20 protein-coding genes are annotated in these 18,843 nt (G+C 34.1%); 13 read left to right on the top strand and 7 right to left on the bottom strand.

What is annotated here, in order from left to right:
- The first annotated feature begins 74 nt into the window (after positions 1-74).
- From EG348_RS02510 to EG348_RS02455, 12 genes are all read left to right on the top strand, one after another.
- A complete protein-coding gene (locus EG348_RS02510) occupies positions 75-695 on the top strand; it encodes a DUF5715 family protein (RefSeq protein WP_123980374.1) in 621 nt (206 codons plus the stop codon).
- Positions 696-821: 126 nt separating this feature from the next.
- A complete protein-coding gene (locus tag EG348_RS02505; RefSeq protein WP_123980372.1) occupies positions 822-1,556 on the top strand; it encodes a hypothetical protein in 735 nt (244 codons plus the stop codon).
- 26 nt (positions 1,557-1,582) lie between these two features.
- Complete coding sequence (locus tag EG348_RS02500) at positions 1,583-2,197, top strand: hypothetical protein (RefSeq protein ID WP_123980370.1); 615 nt, start codon at positions 1,583-1,585, stop codon at positions 2,195-2,197.
- Complete coding sequence (locus EG348_RS02495) at positions 2,143-2,976, top strand: sensor histidine kinase (protein ID WP_228414825.1); 834 nt, start codon at positions 2,143-2,145, stop codon at positions 2,974-2,976. Before EG348_RS02500 ends, EG348_RS02495 begins: the two co-directional genes overlap by 55 nt.
- Complete coding sequence (locus EG348_RS02490; protein ID WP_123980368.1) at positions 2,945-3,622, top strand: response regulator transcription factor; 678 nt, start codon at positions 2,945-2,947, stop codon at positions 3,620-3,622. The genes EG348_RS02495 and EG348_RS02490 overlap by 32 nt, the downstream gene beginning before the upstream one ends.
- A 165-nt stretch (positions 3,623-3,787) precedes the next feature.
- A complete protein-coding gene (locus EG348_RS02485) occupies positions 3,788-5,119 on the top strand; it encodes a T6SS phospholipase effector Tle1-like catalytic domain-containing protein (RefSeq protein WP_123980366.1) in 1,332 nt (443 codons plus the stop codon).
- A gap of 244 nt (positions 5,120-5,363) precedes the next feature.
- On the top strand, positions 5,364-7,286 hold the full coding sequence (gene abc-f / locus EG348_RS02480) for a ribosomal protection-like ABC-F family protein (RefSeq protein ID WP_123980364.1): 1,923 nt from the start codon (positions 5,364-5,366) through the stop codon (positions 7,284-7,286).
- Between the two features lie 250 nt (positions 7,287-7,536).
- A complete protein-coding gene (locus EG348_RS02475; protein ID WP_123980362.1) occupies positions 7,537-7,893 on the top strand; it encodes a hypothetical protein in 357 nt (118 codons plus the stop codon).
- Between the two features lie 297 nt (positions 7,894-8,190).
- Positions 8,191-10,575: a TonB-dependent receptor gene (locus tag EG348_RS02470; protein WP_123980360.1), complete on the top strand. Its 2,385-nt coding sequence runs from the start codon at positions 8,191-8,193 to the stop codon at positions 10,573-10,575.
- 52 nt (positions 10,576-10,627) lie between these two features.
- Entirely contained in the window at positions 10,628-11,197 is a 570-nt protein-coding gene (locus tag EG348_RS02465) for a hypothetical protein (protein ID WP_123980358.1), read from the top strand.
- Between the two features lie 137 nt (positions 11,198-11,334).
- Entirely contained in the window at positions 11,335-12,669 is a 1,335-nt protein-coding gene (locus tag EG348_RS02460; RefSeq protein ID WP_123980356.1) for a trigger factor, read from the top strand.
- 118 nt (positions 12,670-12,787) lie between these two features.
- Complete coding sequence (locus tag EG348_RS02455; protein ID WP_123980354.1) at positions 12,788-13,474, top strand: hypothetical protein; 687 nt, start codon at positions 12,788-12,790, stop codon at positions 13,472-13,474.
- A gap of 60 nt (positions 13,475-13,534) precedes the next feature.
- Here EG348_RS02455 and EG348_RS02450 read toward each other — a convergent pair whose 3' ends face one another.
- Together EG348_RS02450 and EG348_RS21605 are read right to left on the bottom strand one after the other, a co-directional pair.
- Positions 13,535-14,119 carry a DUF3109 family protein gene (locus EG348_RS02450; RefSeq protein ID WP_123980352.1) on the bottom strand — a complete coding sequence of 195 codons (585 nt, stop codon included), beginning with the start codon at positions 14,117-14,119 and terminating at the stop codon, positions 13,535-13,537.
- Between the two features lie 8 nt (positions 14,120-14,127).
- Positions 14,128-15,033: a DUF6427 family protein gene (locus EG348_RS21605; protein ID WP_164463242.1), complete on the bottom strand. Its 906-nt coding sequence runs from the start codon at positions 15,031-15,033 to the stop codon at positions 14,128-14,130.
- 42 nt (positions 15,034-15,075) lie between these two features.
- Here EG348_RS21605 and EG348_RS02440 point away from each other — a divergent pair, with 42 nt between their 5' ends.
- Complete coding sequence (locus EG348_RS02440) at positions 15,076-15,309, top strand: DUF6341 family protein (RefSeq protein ID WP_072407826.1); 234 nt, start codon at positions 15,076-15,078, stop codon at positions 15,307-15,309.
- A gap of 75 nt (positions 15,310-15,384) precedes the next feature.
- On the opposite strand, the gene EG348_RS02435 is transcribed toward EG348_RS02440, so the two are convergent.
- The 5 genes from EG348_RS02435 to EG348_RS02415 form a co-directional block, all read right to left on the bottom strand.
- A complete protein-coding gene (locus EG348_RS02435) occupies positions 15,385-15,828 on the bottom strand; it encodes a universal stress protein (protein ID WP_123980350.1) in 444 nt (147 codons plus the stop codon).
- A gap of 59 nt (positions 15,829-15,887) precedes the next feature.
- The gene (locus EG348_RS02430; RefSeq protein ID WP_123980348.1) at positions 15,888-16,493 is read right to left on the bottom strand and encodes a fumarylacetoacetate hydrolase family protein; all 606 of its coding nucleotides are present in this window, start codon (positions 16,491-16,493) and stop codon (positions 15,888-15,890) included.
- Between the two features lie 371 nt (positions 16,494-16,864).
- The gene (locus EG348_RS02425) at positions 16,865-17,263 is read right to left on the bottom strand and encodes a putative signal transducing protein (RefSeq protein WP_123980346.1); all 399 of its coding nucleotides are present in this window, start codon (positions 17,261-17,263) and stop codon (positions 16,865-16,867) included.
- A gap of 3 nt (positions 17,264-17,266) precedes the next feature.
- Entirely contained in the window at positions 17,267-18,031 is a 765-nt protein-coding gene (locus EG348_RS02420) for a 3'-5' exonuclease (protein ID WP_123980344.1), read from the bottom strand.
- A gap of 91 nt (positions 18,032-18,122) precedes the next feature.
- Positions 18,123-18,836, bottom strand: a complete 714-nt coding sequence (locus tag EG348_RS02415; RefSeq protein WP_123980342.1) for a CDP-alcohol phosphatidyltransferase family protein — start codon at positions 18,834-18,836, stop codon at positions 18,123-18,125.
- Positions 18,837-18,843: the final 7 nt, after the last annotated feature.

Here is an 18,843-nt window from a genome sequence, read left to right as displayed (position 1 = left end):
ACAATATTGCTATAATGATTGAATTATATAACATAAATGTTTATTTTTAGTTTATAAATTTAAAAGCCTTTTTAATGAGAAAGTTTTTGTGTGTGGTTTATGTGGGTGCTATTTCTAGCTTTTATCATTCTCAGACCGCAAAAAAGACAATTCCGTGTTATGATCTTACAGAAGTTTTAAAAGTAGAGGCAACTCCTCTTTACAAACCTCATTTGGATGCTTCAAAAAGTTTCGGAGTGAAATTGCTCCGGGATTCTAAAACAGTTCAGAAATATATTGGTAGCGGAAAATTTCATAAAATAAAAAAGGCAGGAAAAGGATATAGTGTTCAGAAACTTGATTACAGCAGAGCTTATATGCTTTCTAAAGCAAAGACAACGCTTGAGAAAATGGGTGCAAGATTCAGTAAAGAAACAAAAGGTCATACTTTTACGGTTTCATCCATTACCAGAACTCTTGAAGATCAGTGTAGATTGAGAAGAGTTAACGCCAATGCCTCTGTAGGGATTAGTTCTCATAATTATGGCAATTCTTTCGATATCTCTTACATCCGTTTCAATGATGTTTTAAAATATAATCCCAAAATGGAAATCGCATTGGAAAAGGTCTTGAAATATTACGCCAATGCAGGCCGAATTTATTACATCAAAGAAAAGCAACAAAGTTGTTATCATGTTACCGTAAGAAATTATTAAAGCAAAATATCAACAATTATTTTTTTATGCTTGGGAATTATTAATAAATCTTCAATTATTAGTGAGATATTTGTACAGGTAGTTTAATTTATATAATTTTATGCGACTAATTATACCATGCAAATTATGACAACTTTTAACAACGAACAGTACGAAATGGCACTGGCAGACTGGGCAAACTGCTGTGCAAATTATCAAGTTATTCAACAATTAATTCCTACAAATTTTGTTTTTGAGCTTACTCCAGATCAAATTGATTGGCTTAAAAAAACAAACGACAACAAAAATTTCTGTACAGAAATAGGTGTGTATAGTGATAAACTTGTGTTGATCCTTTGTCCTCTTGATAATAAAGGCCTTAAAATTCCTGTAACAGAACATCCGTACAGTTTTCTAGCTGAATTAACGAGTGACCTTACACTTATGGAAAAACAGGAATACACTGTAGTAAAAAATGCGGTACTGTCTAAAGAACTTTGCAATATAGACCATAATTCTAATATGTATCTTCCGGTATCAAATGTACCGATTATGGATCAGGATAAAGCATTAGCTTCAATAGAATCTTGGAGAACGGAAGGAATGACTTGGTTTTATATGGAATGCAGCGAGTTCAAAGGATCAAGAATTTTTAAAAGATTTTTGGTTCCCGCAGAAGACCTTACTCCAATGAAAGAGAATCTGTCTGGAATTGTATGTTCATTCGGACTGAAATTTTCTGATATTTACCAGAGAACGCTTGTAACATTGATCTTTATTTCTCAATATAAAGAGCTTCTAGAAAACAATGGGAATAGCATTCAAACGATCTCGAATACATATGACTGGTCACAACCGTGCCCGCCAATTTGTAATATTTAAAAAAAAATCAAGTAAAAATAAATTAAATGGAGGATGCTTTTAAAGTAATACTTTATTTTAATAACAGTTTTCTTTTTATTAGTGCGCTTATAGGACTTATAAAATTTAAGCGTTTAAAAAACACGGAAAAATGGTATGTTTATTATATCATTTTTCTTTTTTTAATAGAAGCTGCGATTAAAATTTCGATCTATGTTTTTAAATTACAAAATATAGATTTCCTGTATCCTCTCTACGTATCCGGCGAGCTGTTTCTGCTGGGAAGTTTGTTTATAAGGAACTCTAACCTCTCCAAATACTGGTACATTCCGATTGTTGCATTAGTGGGATGTTTTTTCTTCGTAAACAAAGTGGAAACAAACGAACTAAAGAAAGTTGTTTCAAATATTGTAGTGATCTGTTTTGCAGGATATTCACTTTTAACAGAGATTAGAAAAAGCGAAACCAATAATGACAGATTTATTTTGGTTGATGCTTTTATATTCCTTTATTATACCGTTTCCGTGTTTATATTCTTCATGTTGCGTCAGCTGAAATCGTTTTCTAATGATGAAGTCTATATGATCTGGGGAATGAATAATATTCTGTGCTGTTTCCTTTATATATCAATCATTTATACCTTTTTAAAATTAAAGAAATAACCTTAAATATCAGCTTTTTTATCACTTTGATTGTCGTTTTGCTGATCATTGTGGTTTTCGTTTTGCTGGCATATAAATTTTTCATTGATAGAATTATTAAAGAAAAAAATGCACAACATGAAGCGGAAGTTCTCCATCAGAAAAGACTGGTTTTAGAAAATATCAAAGCACAGGAAGAGGAGCGCAAAAGGATTGCTGTCTTGATTCATGATGATATCGGAAACCGTCTCAATATACTTTCTTTATGGCTGAATAATCTCGACACGAAAGGTGATGAATTAATTAAAAAAAATATTTCAGGTCAGATGTCTTCCCTGATAGATTCTGCCAGAAGTATTTCCCATTCATTATATCCTGTAAACTTAGAGTCGGTAGGGCTTGTTTTATATATTGAAGAATTAATTAACAATTTGGCCAATCGAGTTAATATCTCATTAACGGTAAGCTCCAAATTTGAAAAGAAAAATATTTTCATTGAAGTGCAGGTGTACAGGATCATTCAGGAATTTACAACCAATGTCCTTAAGCATTCTGAAGCTACAAGAATCTGGATCTATATTAAAGATAACCATAAAAATGTGGCAGTCATAATTTCCGATAACGGGCAGAGTTTTGAGTACGAAGCCGTAAAAAAAGGAATGGGAATTAAAAATATTGAGTCCAGAATAAAATCCATGAATGCTCTTCATAAATGGAAGAACATTTTAAATAAAGGAAGCCGTTTAATTATTAAAATTCCATGTAACGATGAATCCGCAAATCAAAATAGCGCTAATTGATGACGAACAACTCATCCTGGAAGGGGTGAAAATGCTGTTGTCAACAGAAAAAAATATTTCAGTATCCTTAACCTGCAACAACGGACCTCTTTTTATCGAAAGTTTAGAGACTTTACCGAAAGAAGATTTTCCTGATATCGCATTGGTAGATGTACAAATGCAGCCAATGAACGGTTTTGAATTGGTAGAAATTTTAAAGGAAAAACATCCCGATCTCAAAATAATTATCCTTTCTTCTCATTATAAAAGCTCGATTTTAGGATATATGGTAAAGCTTGGAGTTTCTGCATTTTTACCTAAAAATTCCGACAGAAAAACCTTTATTGATGCCATAACAATGGTCTATAAAAACGGGGTTTTCTTCACTTCCGAAGATCATCAGATGCTGTTTTCTTATATGAACAGCTCCAGCAAGAAAAAATCATTATTCGAAATGGATGATGAGCTTTCCGAACGCGAAAAAGATGTGGTAAAACTGATCTGTCAGGAACATACCAACAACGAAATCGCCGAAAAACTATTCATCAGTCCACGAACGGTTGAAAGCCACAGGCAAAGGGTTTTAGAGAAAATCGGAGCCAAAAATACGGTCGGCATTGTGATTTATGCCATCATCAACAATATTTATTCGCTAGAAAGAATTTGATTCCGTAGAAATACGGAATTTTTTATTTGGTGTTTTCTACTGTAGCATTTTGTTTCATTTCGATGTTATTTTGAAAGTGTTATTCAGAGAGGTTTTTTAGGCGTTTGAAAAGTTTTTTTTAGCCTTAAATTTTCCCGGAATAATTCAATTTTAAAAACAATAAAGATGGAAAATGATATAGTTTCTATCGGAATTTTTTTCGATGGAACCGGAAACAACGGACTTAATGCGACTTCCCCTCAAAAGCCACAAAGCAAGAACAAAAGCTATCATAATAATATAACCAACGTTTACAAATTGTATCAACTTTTCAATGGAAATAAGAAAATTTACGTTGAAGGTGTTGGAACAGTAACTGGTGCGGAGGATAGCGATTTTGCGATGGTAACCTGTAGAAATCCTTATCGATTCACAGGATACTCTTCTGATGACAAATTGGCGAAGGCGAATGCTTTTGTTGATGAGGTGACGTTGGATAAAACGAAAGAATATCATTTTTATGTTTACGGATTTAGCAGAGGATCTATGCTGGCTAGAAACTTTTGCTATGAATTATTAAAGCAAAATCCCAAAATAGCAGGAAATTTTAAAGTTAAATTTTTAGGCGTTTTCGATACGGTAGAATCTACGCCTTTTAATGATTATAATGTAAGTCTTCTTCCGGGTGTTGAAAGAGCTTTGCAGTTATGTGCGGTCAACGAATGTCGATATTTTTTTCCACTGACAGGTTTTTTTGAAGGCTCAAAAAATATGGAAGATACAAAGTCTGAAACCGGAACTTCCGTTTGGAAAGAAATTTTTGTTCCCGGAGCCCATGCAGACGTAGGTGGCGGATATTTGGAAGGCCCGCAATCGGTCTATGTTTCACATGATTTTGTGACCACAGATGAGGTTGATTCTTATGTTTCGAATGTGAAAAATACAGCAATAGATGCTGAAGGAAATAAAATTTGGGAATCACTTTTAGAAAATTATCAAATAGATTCCGGAGATATTTTTTCGCAGGCTTATGTGAAAAGAGATCTTGTTTACAATGATCTTCCGAAAGTTTACGGAAAATTAATGTTGGCAGAAACAAATGCCCAGCAACCTGTTTTTAACACCAATTTTGATGATTCAAATTTTAAGATTAATCCTAAGATTCACCAATTTTTACTATCATTTTCAGACGAGCTGGAAAAATATGTTAAAGATCTTTCTCCCAATTTAAAACCGGTGTATAATTATGAGCGATTTGTGAATTACACTCATTTTTCGTCCAATTTCGGGTTATATGAAAAGGCTTTATTATTGAGAACAGAAGACGAAATTTTTGTTGAAATGCTCAATGATAGTCTTAACGTTCCCGGCAGTGCCACGATAAAACATGCCAATGCAGGAGAATCAAAACTTCAGAAAGAAGTTCATTTTTTAGAGCATGATGTTCTTACAGATTATGCCAATGAAGGGAATATCCCGAATAATGATAACTGGAGCCGATCTATTTTAATTAAATAAGATTTTATAATAAATGTTAGTACTTTTTCAGTTTTAAATTTAGGTGTGAGCTGTCTGTGGTGGGCAGCTCTTTTTTTAATAAGTACTCATAATTATAATGAAAATATAAAGTTCATATAAGTTTTTAGATTAATGTTAAAAGCTGTTCAATTTGGACAGCTTTTTTTATTTCTGGGCTATTCATTTCTTTTTCCGTATTTTTGCACCCGAAAAATATTCAGTATTAATTCTTAATTATCATTACATGCTTTCGGTTCAAGGTCTAGGATTACATCATTCGGGAAACTATCTGTTTCAAAACGTTAATTTCACCATTAAAAAGGATGATAAAATTGGTTTGGTTGGTAAAAATGGAGCGGGAAAATCCACTTTATTGAAAATGCTTTCCGGAGAAATTACTTTCTACGAAGGTAGCGTAGTGCCGGATGGTAACATTACGATTGGTTTCCTTAAACAGGATCTTGATTTTGTGAAAGGAAGAACTGTTTGGGATGAAACATTGCAGGCTTTTGAGCAGATCAACGCTTGGAAAAATGAACTTGAAGAGGTGAATCATCAAATGACCATCAGAACTGATTATGAAAGTGATGGTTACACGGATCTGATCAACAAAATGACAGAGCTTAATGATATCTTAATGCACCACGATGCCTATAACTTGGAAGGAGATGTAGAAAAGGTATTGTTTGGATTAGGTTTTAAAGCGGATGATTTTCAAAAAATAACAGATGAATTTTCCGGAGGTTGGAGAATGAGAATTGAATTGGCAAAACTGCTTCTTCAAAAGAACGATGTCATGCTTCTCGATGAGCCTACCAACCACTTGGATATGGAATCTATCATCTGGCTTGAAAACTTCCTGAAAGATTATCCCGGAGCGATCGTTCTGGTAAGTCACGATAAGCAGTTTATGACAGCGGTTTGTAACAGAACTTTTGATGTTAACAACAAAAAAGTTGATGATTATAAAGCTGATTACACCAAGTATCTTGAACTAAGAAAAGACAGAAAAGAAAAACTGATTCAGGCTAAAAAGAATCAGGACGCAGAAATTAAACATACAGAAGAACTGATCAATAAATTCCGTGCAAGTGCTTCTAAAGCATCTTTTGCGCAGTCTTTGATCAAAAAACTTGAAAAAGTTGAACGTATTGAAGTAGAAAATGATGACGTTTCAAAATTCAATATCCGTTTCGTACAGTCTGTTGTTCCCGGAAAAGTAAATTTTGAAGCTGAAAAATTAGGAAAGGCTTACGGAAAAAAGCAAATCTTTGATGATGTAGACTTTATTGTACAGCGTGGAGACAGAATTGCCCTTTTAGGTCAGAACGGACAAGGAAAAACAACATTGGCGAAAATTCTTTCCGGTGAAATTACAGATTACACAGGAACCTGGAATTTAGGTCACAATGTAAATATTGGATATTTTGCCCAAAATCAGGAAGAAGTTTTAACGCCAAATAAAACGGTTTTAGAAGAAGCGGAAGACGCTGCAACAGAAGAAACCAGACCTAGAGTAAGAGATTTATTAGGATCTTTCTTATTTCAGGGAGAGGCTGTGACCAAAAAAACTAAAGTGCTTTCAGGGGGAGAAAGAAACCGTCTGGCACTTTGTAAATTGTTGTTACGTCCTTTCAACACATTGATCATGGATGAGCCTACCAATCACTTGGATATTCAGTCTAAGGAGATCATTAAGCTGGCTTTACAGAAATTTGAAGGAACATTGATTGTAATTTCTCACGACAGAGAATTTTTACAGGGGCTTTGTGACAAAATCTATGAATTCCGCGATGGAAAAATGAAAGAATTCCTAGGAGATATCAATGAATATCTTGAATTCAGACAAAAAGAAAGCATCAGAGAAATTTCTGCCGAAAAAGCAAAACTTCACGCCGATGACGTGAAAGTTGAGGTAAAAGAAGTTCCAAAACCGAAAGTGGAGGAAAAATCTCAGATTGTAAGTAAAGAGCAAAAAAATATTCAGAATAAATTAAAGAAAGTAGAAGAGAAAATTTCTGAGCTTGAAACCAAAGTAGAAGAAATGGAAGCTACTTTCACAAAGGAAAACCCATCAGAAGAAACTTTAGAAAAATATAATAAAACTAAGGAAGAATTGGATGCAGCTCTACAGGAATGGGAGTATTTGGGTTCTCAACTGGATTAATTTTTATTTGAATTAATAAAAAAAAGATCCGTCGGCTTCGCTCAGGATGACACGGGCAAATTATTCTGCTTAGATAACGTTTAGTATTAGCGATGTTATCCTGAGCGGAGTCGAAGGATCTAAAATAATAGTTTTATCATTGCCATTTGTAACAAAAACGCAATCATAGCGACATATTTTAGACAGCTTCACAAAGCATATTAATAAAACTTTAATCTAAGTTTTAAATTATTATTCATATTTTTGAAAGATGATTTTTAAAGAAAGCAGAAATCTGAAGAGTTTTATCTCCAAGCTATTGTTTGGGATCTACTTCATTGCGCTGTTTTCTCAAAATTTTCACAATCACAGTTCCGAAGAAGTTTTTAAAAATTTTAGTTTAAAAAAAAAGGAACATAAGATTTCAAATAATGTAGTGAAAGAAAAAGCCGGCGACTGTTTGGCTTGTCATTTCTTAGCTACCGGACATACTTTGGTTCCTGACGAGTTTAACTTTACTTTCCAACATTATACGCACGAAGTAGAATTAATCATTGCTGTTCAGGAAAAAATCTGGTCTCAGACAAAATTCACTTTTCAACTTCGGGGACCGCCCACAATTTCATAGTTTTTTAGATTCTTTTCTGGCTTTAATGGGTTAAAGTTTAGCTTTAAAATTGATGCTATTTTCCTTTTAAATTTATCTTAATCAGCCACGAAGTGGCGAAATAATAATAGCATCGGGTGAAACCCGGTGAAAGAAAGATAGATGATAATGTAGACCTGAAAGGGAGGAATGATTAGTTATAGGATTTTCTTAAAGATTATCAGATCAATTTTACTTTAACCAAGATTAATCAGCCATAAATTTCACATTTTTTACGAAAATGTACCTTTATTGAGGTACTAAATCAATCTATTTACAATGAAATTGATATATAGTTTAATGTTGATCCTTTGTGGATTTGCATTTTCAAACGCACAAAAAACCTATACTGTAGAAGGTATTGTTCAGGATTTTCACGATAAAACCTTGCTGGAAAATGCGGTGGTTAAAATTGGTGATTTTACAACCAAAACAGATAAGAAAGGAAAATTTTCTTTTGAGAAAATTCCTGTAGGAAAATATATACTTATTGCTAAACATCCTGATTGTAATGATTATACTGAAAATATAGCAGTTACTCAGGATATGCATGTAGCAATTACTCTTGAACATCATATTCAGGATATTGAAACGGTGACTATCCATGGAAGTCACAAAAAAAACGGTTCTTTAATTATAAAAACTCTTGATAAAACAGATATAGAAAGAAATTCTACAGACAATCTGGGGAACTTATTATCTAAAATCTCGGGAGTTACCGCATTAAAAACCGGAAATAATATTTCAAAACCTATTATTCACGGGCTTTACGGAAGTAGAATCGCTATTTTAAATAATGGCGTAAAACTGGCTGAGCAGGAATGGGGAGTAGAACACGCACCGAATGTTGATATTAATAATTTTCAACATATTGATGTCATTAAAGGCGCTTCTGCATTGAAATACGGAAGCGATGCCATCGGCGGAGTCGTAGTAATGGAACCTGAAATTTTTCCTAAAAAAGATACCATCAAAGGTTCTGTCGGTCTTACCGGAATTTCCAACGGAAGAGGGTTGGGATTGGATGTGGATGTTGCCAAAGTCTGGAAAAACGGATGGGCGGTAAAATCGGGTGGAAGCATCAAAAAGCTGGGTGATCAAAGTGCTCCCGATTATAATCTGAAAAATACGGGAATGGATTTTTCTTCCTTTAATTTTACGGTTCAGAATAACTCTTATGAAAAAGGAATTTCATTTGATTATTATCTAACGAATCAGAATATCGGGATTTTGAGAGATTCACACGTTGCTACTTCGGGTGATTATGACAGAGCGATGAATGCCAATCCGCCTATTTATTCGGGAAAATTCAGTTATGATATTGATAATCCGAGACAGGTTATCGAGCATCATATCGCAAAAGTTTCGGCTTTCAAAAGGTTTGAAAATATCGGGAAACTATCAGCAACCTATAGTTATCAGTACAATCACAGACAGGAATATGACATCAGAAGAGGAGAATTGAGCGACACGCCTTCTCTGGATCTGGAATTGATGACGCATCAGTTTAACCTTAATGATTTATTGGAAAGGGAAAAATGGTCTCTGGAAACTGGGATTGATGCCAGTTTTCAAAACAATTATTCAGATCCTGCGACGAAAGCTAGACGTTTGATTCCTAACTATGATAAATATGCTGCAGGATTTTATTCTGTTTTTAAATATAAAATTTCTTCTGAATTTAATTTTGAAGCAGGAGCAAGATATGATTTCACGCGTTATGATGTTACCAAATGGTACGACAAAAGCGATTGGGAGAAGTTGTATGCAGACAGTTTTCCTCAATTTTATGTGAAGACAGATCAGAACAGAGTTTTGACGCGTCCTCAGCTTAATTATAACAATGTTTCTTTCAATGCAGGTTTGGAATATCGTCCAAGTTCTAATTTTGATCTGAAATTTAATTATGCAAAAGTGGGCAGATCTCCAAACGTTGCAGAATTATTCTCTGACGGATTGCATCATTCTGCGGGAATCATTGAAACTGGAGATATGGCATTGAAAAACGAACAGGGACACCAGTTTAACTTAACATTAGATTCAAAATTCAATGTTTTGAGAGGTCTTAATATTTCTGTGAACCCTTATTTTTTCATCACTAAAAATTTCATTAATGAAGTTCCGGTTGGTATCAAAGGTACAATCAGAGGGGTATTTCCGGAATGGCAATATCAACAGATCGATGCTAAAATGTATGGTGTAGATTTGGATGTCAATTGGAGACTTACAGACGACCTTACCTATGTTGGAAAAGGAAGTTATGTTCACGGACAGGACGAAACCAACAATGAACCGTTGATCTTAATGATGCCGCCGAATCTCTCTAATGCATTGCAGTTTAAAAAAGAAAAATGGAATAATTTCTATTTTACGGTAGAAAATCAAACCTCTTTAAAACAAACCAGATTCCCGATCAGAAATGCTCCATTGGAAATTTATGTGGACGGACAATTGGTAGATAAGGAGATCGATTTCAGTACGCCACCAAACGGATATTCACTTTGGAACATCCAAACGGGAATCAATATCAGTAAAAATCTTTCTGCGGGACTTATCGTGAATAATCTTTTCAATACTTCGTATAGAGATTATCTGAATCGTCTTAGATTTTTCGCGGATGAGGCAGGAAGAAACTTTATTTTAAATTTTAGATACAGATTCTAAAGTTTTCAAAAATTTATTTAATCAAAATTTTACAATTTTAAAATTCTTAAAAATGAACAAACTATTCAATACTAAAAATATCATCAAATTATTAGCAATTTTATTCATTACGATCAATGCTGTTTCTTGTCAGAGAGACGGTTCGGCAGAGGAAGACGATCTGCCTCAGGAAGAGCTTACCAATATTGTTTTGTTGGTTACCGAAGATGGAACTACAAATACATTGACGTACGATTATAGTATCGGAGCAGGTGGAATTCCTACAATTCCTTTGAAGGATGGGAAATCTTATACTGTTGTAGCAAAATTCAGAAATGGAAATGAAGATGCAACTCAGGAAATTATTGATGCTAAAGACGAACATTTCTTGATCTTTGATTTTCCAAAATCTAATATCGCAGTTACCAGATTAGACGGGAATGATCTTAGAAATGACGGGAAAAGAGTAGGTCTGAGAACAAAATGGGATGTAGTGAAAGTCGTAGATTCTCCTTCACCATTGTTAAAATTAACACTTATCCATGCTCCTGAAAGTGTAAATGATGCCAAATCCGGGACTGCCTGGGGAAGTGTTGTAGGTGGAGAAACAGATGCTGAGGCTACTTATAACCTTACCAACTAAATAATAATTTTCAAAATAAAACCACTGAAAATTTCAGTGGTTTTTTATTTATAAATATTTGATGGATAAGAATTTATCTTTAGTAGGGTATTTTGATAAAAAATTCATATTTTTGCAACCTAAAATTTTAATCAATAATGAAGGTTACCGCACAAAACCATGATGACGTAAGTGCATTACTTACTGTAACATTGGAAAAATCTGACTACAAAGAAAAAGTAGAGAAGCAGTTGATTAATTATGCTAAAAATGCGCAAGTTCCTGGATTCAGAAAAGGAAAAGTGCCTTTAAGTATGGTTAGAAAACAATATGAAGCAGGTATTGCATTCGAGGAGATCAACAAGCAAGTTTCTGATGCTTTAAATAGCTATGTAAACGACAACAAGTTAAGATTAGTTGGCCAGCCTGTTCCTCAGCCTGTAAATGATTTCAATCATAATGCAGAAAAATTGGAAGTTGCTTTTGAAGTAGGGTACGAGCCTGAATTCACAATAGATCTAGCTAAATACGAAGCGCCTCACTACAAAGTAGAAGCTTCTGAAAAAGAAATCAACAAGAGCATTGAAAACATGCAGAAGCGTTTCGCTGAGCAGGTTCCTCAAGATAAAATCACTAAAGATTCTTACATCGCTTTAGAAATTTCTCAAGTTGTGGAAGAAGGTGCTGAAGGTGAGCACCACCACCAACCAAAGAATGTTACCATTACCGCTGAAAACAAAGAAGCTTTCAAATTGGTAAAAGCTTTGAAAATGGACGGATCTGTAAAGGTTTCTAAAGAAACTCTTGCTGGTGACGAAGAATTAGCTAAAGAATTAGGATTCAGCAAAGAAGAAGTTGAGCACTTACACCACAACGAAATTGAGGTTAAAGTAAAAGATTTCTATTCTTTAAATCTTGCTGAACTTAACCAAGAACTTTTCGATAAAGTTTACGGAGCAGATACAATCAAGTCTGAAGACGAGCTTAAAGAAAAAGTGAAGTCTGAGTTAGACGAATATTTCCAACAAAATGCTGATGTACACTTTGTAAACAAAGTATTAGAGCAAATTACAGAGAAAGAAGAGGTGAAACTTCCTGAAGCTTTCTTAGTTAAATGGTTAGTATTCTCAAATCAGAATATTCAGTCTGAAGAACAGGCTAAACAAATTCTTGAATCTGAGAAAAAACAATTAAGCTACCAGATCATCGAAGGTAAATTGATGTCTGATAACGAAATTCAATTGGATTATGCTGATGTTTTAGCGCAAGCTGAGCAATTAGTAAGAAACCAATTGGCGATCTACGGAATTCACCACTTAGGAGATGAGGAGATCCAAAAATATGCTGTTGAAATGTTGAAAGACCAAGAGCAGGTAAGACAAATCTCTTCTGAAGTTGCAATGACTAAATTGAAAGATGTAATTCTTGAAAAAGCATCTAAAAAAGAAACTGCAATTTCTCACGACGAGTTTTTGGAAGAACTTAAGAAGTAATTTATTTTTTATAAATATTTTAAAACCACCAAATCATTTTGGTGGTTTTGTTTTTTTGCCCGAATTACTTTATATCAGCCAATATTCATATATTTACGCTTTATAAACTAACTTATATATGAAAAAGATAATCATTCCGTTTTTCTGTGCTGTGCTTTTTTCCACCTCTGTAGCAGCGCAAAAAACAACTGCTGCTCCCGTTAAAACGGAAGCTGTACAATCAAAATTAACATCTAAAGAAGTTATCGATAACTATCTGAAAGCTTTGGGCGGAAAAGATAAATTAGAAACTGTAAAAACTACAATTACAGATAATACTCTTTCTGTACAGGGAATGGAAATTTCTATGACCACTAAAAAGATGGGGAACAAGTTCAGATCTGAACAATCCGTAATGGGACAAAAAATGATTCAGCTTTTTGATGGGGAGAAAGGATATTTTGACCAAATGGGACAAAAAAATGATATTCCTGCTGATAAAATTGCTGAACTTAAAAAAAGCAAAACAATTGACGCATTAGGGTATGAAGCTTCTAAATTTCCAACTGTTACGGTAGAAAAAATAGATGGCAAAGATTATAATGTTTTGGCTTCTGATAAAGGGAAATATTATTTTGATGCTTCTACTTCTTTATTACATAAATCAACTTCGGATGAAGGTTCTGCTACAATTAAGAGCTATATGACAGTGGATGGTATTCAGTTTCCATCTGAGATCGAAGCAGAAGGAAAAGGTCAGAAAATCACAATTAAAACAACTAAAATTGTGATCAACTCTGGAGTTACAGATGCAGATTTTAAATAAAAATATTTAATTTTTAACGATAAAAAAACCGCAAATCATTGATTCGCGGTTTTTATTTTTTTAGTTTCCGTATTCTTTTTTCCATTCGTCTGCGGCTTCGCTCAGAACATCGTAGAATTCTTCTCCATACTTTCTTATTAAAGGAGTTTTAAGGAATTTATAAACTGGAACCTGAAGCTCTTTTCCTAGTGTACAGGCATCGCTGCAAACGTTCCATTCGTGATAATTCAAAGCGGTAAACGCAGAATATTCTGTAACACGAATAGGGTAGAGATGACATGAGATAGGTTTCTGCCAATCTATAGCGCCATCTTCGTAGGCTTTTTCAATTCCACATTTTGTAATACCTCTTATATCATAGGTTACATAGGCACACTCACGGTCTTCAACCATGGGCGTTACGTACATTCCGTCTGCGGGGTCAGTCGTCCATGTTCCTTGCTCTTCAAGAGCTTTGACGCCCTCAGGAGTAAGGTAGGGCTTTATTTTATCAAAAATTGAATCTAAAATTTCCAGTTCATCTTTATCTAACGGAGCTCCTACATCTCCTTCCACACAACATGCACCCTTGCATTTGCTAAGGTTGCAAACAAATTCTTCGGAAAATATATCCTCGGAAATCAATTTTTCGTCTATCTGAATCATAATCTTTTTTAAAATAAATCAAAATAAGTACCTGCTTTAAAGGTAACTAAACTAATAAGGATAAGCCAAACGCTTACTTCCTGCATCCAATATTTAGGTAAAAACTTCAGCATCCTGCTCAAAATAATACTCGATGGAAACGCCAGAAGTAATAAATATTCATAACTTTTATTCATATAAAGAATAATAGTAACCAGCTGAGCCAAAGAAAATACAAGTAGAAAAGTATATTTATATCTGCTTATCGGACTCTTTTTATTGTAGTTTTGAAAATGGTCATATACTGCATATATCAGCATTAAAGCGATCGGAATTAAAGGAAACAGTTCTGTATAATCTGTTACCATTTTCATCTTTCCAAATGGGAAATAATCAATATTCCAAGACGTAAACCCGAATAAAAACATAATGGAAAAATAACTGAAGGCTATTAAAATCACTCCTAAAATAAACCTGAAAAGATTTAATATAATTCTCTGCGAGGTAGCGACTACGTGAATAATCACAAAAACAGCCATTGGCCATGTTGTCGGCAGGAAAATAAAGTTTAATGCGACAATGGAGCCTACCAATACATAAGATTTTTTTCTCGTGTCTTCATCCGTACTTGTTAAAAGTAAAAGAAGGAACGAATTGGTAAGAAGCGCAACAGTAATTCCGATATCTAAATTACCGGGATAAAGACCGAAAATAAAAAATGTATATAAGAATAATGGCAGATGCGTCTGATAATTAAGCGCAATGCTGTGAAAACAGAAATATGCCAAAGCAATTCCCAGAAAAGTTATTCCGGCTATAATTGCTTCGTTTGTATTGAAATTCAGGATGTTAAATACTATTACTATTAAAAGAAGAAAACCAATATACACAGGAATTGAAAAAATATTGCTTTCTTTTGAAAGTAATTTAAACATTTTTTATAAATTTGTACAAAGTTAATTTAAAAAAGGAAAATAATGACGTCTTTCTTTCTATTCTTAAGCAAAGTTTTCAAATGGTCTTTCGGCTTTTTTGACACTTTCGGAAATGTTTTAAACTGGATCTTATTTACTGTTTGCTGCGTACTGTTCACGTATTGGTGCTATGTATTAGTGGCGACACTAGGTGGTGACAAAGATAAAGACTACTATTCTCCAACTGAGGGTAAAAACCCTTATTATGATCCTACGATCTACAAAAAAGAAGGTTAATTAATTGGTTATATAGTAAAAAACCGATCAAAACATATGTGTTTGGTCGGTTTTTTTATGGGTATCGATTAAAATTTAATTTGTTTCGTGGATCGGAAGTACCAAAACTGGAATATGAGAATCTTTCGTCAATCCTTTGGTTAAACTTCCCACAAACACATCATAAATTCCGCTTCTTCCGTGAGATCCCATTACGATGTAATTTGCATTTTTGTCTTTAGAATATTCCAAAATAATATCTTTCGCGATACCTTGTTTTAAAAGATGCTCGCAGTCGATATTTTGAGCAACAATTCTTTGCTCGATCTTATTCAGCTGAACCAACTCTTCTCTTATTTCATTTGCCTCTACTTCAGGGAAATACTGGAATCCCATATCTCCAATGGCAAAACCAATATCTGAAGGTGCAACATGAATTAGAAAAATTTTACCGTTGATTTCTTTTGCGAATTTTACAGCTCCGTCTACAAGCTGATCTGTTTTATCCCCAAAATCTACGGGCAGTACAATATTTATCATAACCTTTAATTTTGTTTACTAAAGATAGGAAAATTATGCCAAACGTTATGTTAAATTGCTTATAATATTCGTATGTCCAGAATTTTTTCATCTTCAAGATAAGCTTCCAGAATATCATTTTCATCCACTTTCCCAACGCCTTTTGGAGTACCCGTGAAAATAAGGTCGCCAACTCTTAAAGTGAAATATTGGGAAGTAAATGCAATAATATCATCAACTGAAAAGATCATATCTTTTGTATTTCCGTCCTGAACTTTTTCTTTATTTTTTAATAATGAAAATTGAAGACTTTCAAGATTATAATTCTCTTTTTTAAAGAAATTTCCAACCACTGCCGAGCCGTCAAAGCCTTTTGCAAGCTCCCAAGGAAGCCCTTTAGACTTTAATTCGCTTTGAAGATCTCTTGCCGTAAAATCAATTCCCAACCCGATTTCTTCATAATGTTTGTGAGCTATCTCTTTCTGGATGTATTTTCCGCCTTTTGAAATCTTTACGACAACTTCCAACTCATAATGTACATCATTTGAAAACTCGGGAATGTAAAAATCATTTCCTTTCAAAACTGCCGTATCAGGCTTCATGAAAATAACCGGTTTTTCAGGGATTTCGTTTCCTAATTCTTTTGCGTGTTCACTGTAATTTCTTCCGATGCAGATAATTTTCATACTACTTTTTATTTATTTTTTGTCATTGCGAGGAGCGAAGCAAGTTTATGCTGAGCCTGTCGAAGTAAAGCAATCTCGCAATCGTTTTTTACTTATTTGAAGCAATTTGACTATGTCTAACAGCTAATATTTATTTTATTATTTGAAGCTGTTTCCCGCTTTCCGCTATATCTTTTGTTCCGCTGCGCTGCACAAAAGGATGCCGCTGCAATCGGGGCTAGGGCTTTAGTCTTAATTTCAATCTATCATTGTCAAATCAACATTTCGTTTGTCATCCTGGAAGGATCTAAACTGTTGAAAAGAAAAAATCATCTAATGAATTTGTTGAGATTCTTTCAGAATGACAAAATCGAGTGTTAGAATTTTAATTTCTAATGCGTAAACTCATTCTCACAATAATAACAAATGAATTTATGGCTCGTTAAAAGCGAAACTCCAAAAAAGCTCGTTGCGCTGTCATCTCTGTAGATATGATTGGAACCACATTTCGGGCACACAAAATCAAACTTAGGATCTTCAATCGTATGTTCTACTTCCAGCGAAACCTTTTCATTTTCTTTATAATCACTCAGAATTTGATTAGCTTTCTCCAAGTCTTCTTCAAAAACCTGCAACTGAATTCCTCCAACGGCCTGCGAAAGCAGCCAATCGGATTGAATAAGCTGTTCGTTTGCGATGAAACTGTTGATCTCATTTTCAGCCAATATCTGTTTGTCTCTATTGGCCTCAAGAGCAGTTTCGTAAAATTTAAACTTAACTAATTCCGACATATTTTAGAATTTACCTGACAATTGTATTTTAGTGAAAACCTTCTTCGTGTAAAGCGGGAAATCAGCGTTTTGAAGCCATCCGAAATATCCAAGATCTTTTTGGAAAACAGCTTTTACGCCCTGACCTTTATATTTTCCGAAATTGAAAACTGGTTCCATTTTATCATTGAGACCGATGAAACCCGCAAGATCTGCATTCTTATTATGGAACGTAAATTCACTCAAAGGAGCAATTTCATTCGGAATATCATCATATTTTCCAATCTGAGCGTCCAAGACTTCGAAAGTTGCCATTACGTCAGCTTCAGCCGAGTGAGCGTTTTCAAGAGTTTTTCCACAATAGAATTGATAAGCTGCGCCTAAATTTCTGGGTTCTTTTTTATGGAAAATAGTTTGTGCATCAACAAGTTTGAATTTACTTAAATCAAAATCAAGTTCTGCTCTCAAAAGTTCTTCTGCCAATAACGGAACATCAAATCTGTTAGAATTAAATCCTCCCAGATCCGCTCCTGAAATCATTTCCATTATTTTTGAGGCTATTTCTTTAAAGGTTGGGGCATCTTTTACATCTTCATCATAAATTCCGTGAATCTGGCTGGATTCTACAGGAATCGGCATTTCAGGATTTACTTTCCACGTTTTGCTTTCTCTTGATGCATCAGGATTTACTTTTAAAATACAGATTTCAACGATTCTGTCTTTAGCGATGTTGGTTCCTGTTGTTTCAAGGTCAAAAATACAAAGAGGTTTATGCAGTTTTAAATTCATTTTTATTAAGTTATGAGTTATAAAGTATGAATTATGAGTTGATAGCGAAATAGTTGAATGTAACTTATCACTACTAACTTATAATTCAGAACTAATTAAGTTGTTTTTGAAATACTAATGATACTAAGATATAATAAATTACAAGCATCGGAATCCCGACGATCTGAAATATCGCTAAAATGGCAATTCCGCCAACGATTAATACGATTTTAGCATAATTGTCCTGAATCTTTTTTGATTTGAATTTCATCGCCATCATTTTTATCGGACTGATCAGCAGCCATGAAGTAAGGATGGTTAAGAGAATCAATAATAATTCATTTTCGAAAAGGAAACTGAAATAATTGGTTTCTTTAAATGCATAATACAGACCAAAAAGTAAAACGGTATTGGTTGGTGTATTTAATCCTTTAAAATAATATCGCTGTTCTTCATCAAGATTGAAAATTGCCAGTCTTAGACAAGAGAAAACCGTAACAAGTAATCCGAAATATTTGATCTCAAAAGGAAGATGAAGCCCTAATAATTCGGTTCCGAAAGGCTGTAATGCTTTATACATCGTTAACCCGGGAATCACCCCAAAGCTCACCATATCGGCAAGAGAATCCAGTTGAAGTCCCAAATTTGAGTTTGATTTTAAAGCTCTGGAAACAAATCCGTCAAAAAAATCGAATATTGAAGAAAGAATCAAGCAGATCGCAGTCGTCTGATAATCACCTAAAATAAGATGAATGGCACCCACGCAACCGGCAAATAGATTAGCCAGCGTTAGTGCATTGGCAAGATTATTTTTAATGAAATTCATAATCGCA

Origin of the sequence: Chryseobacterium sp. G0201 (assembly GCF_003815655.1) — a bacterium.
Taxonomy (GTDB): domain Bacteria; phylum Bacteroidota; class Bacteroidia; order Flavobacteriales; family Weeksellaceae; genus Chryseobacterium.
Note: the sequence above shows the minus strand (reverse complement) of the source record. Positions and strands in the feature narration are given on the sequence as shown.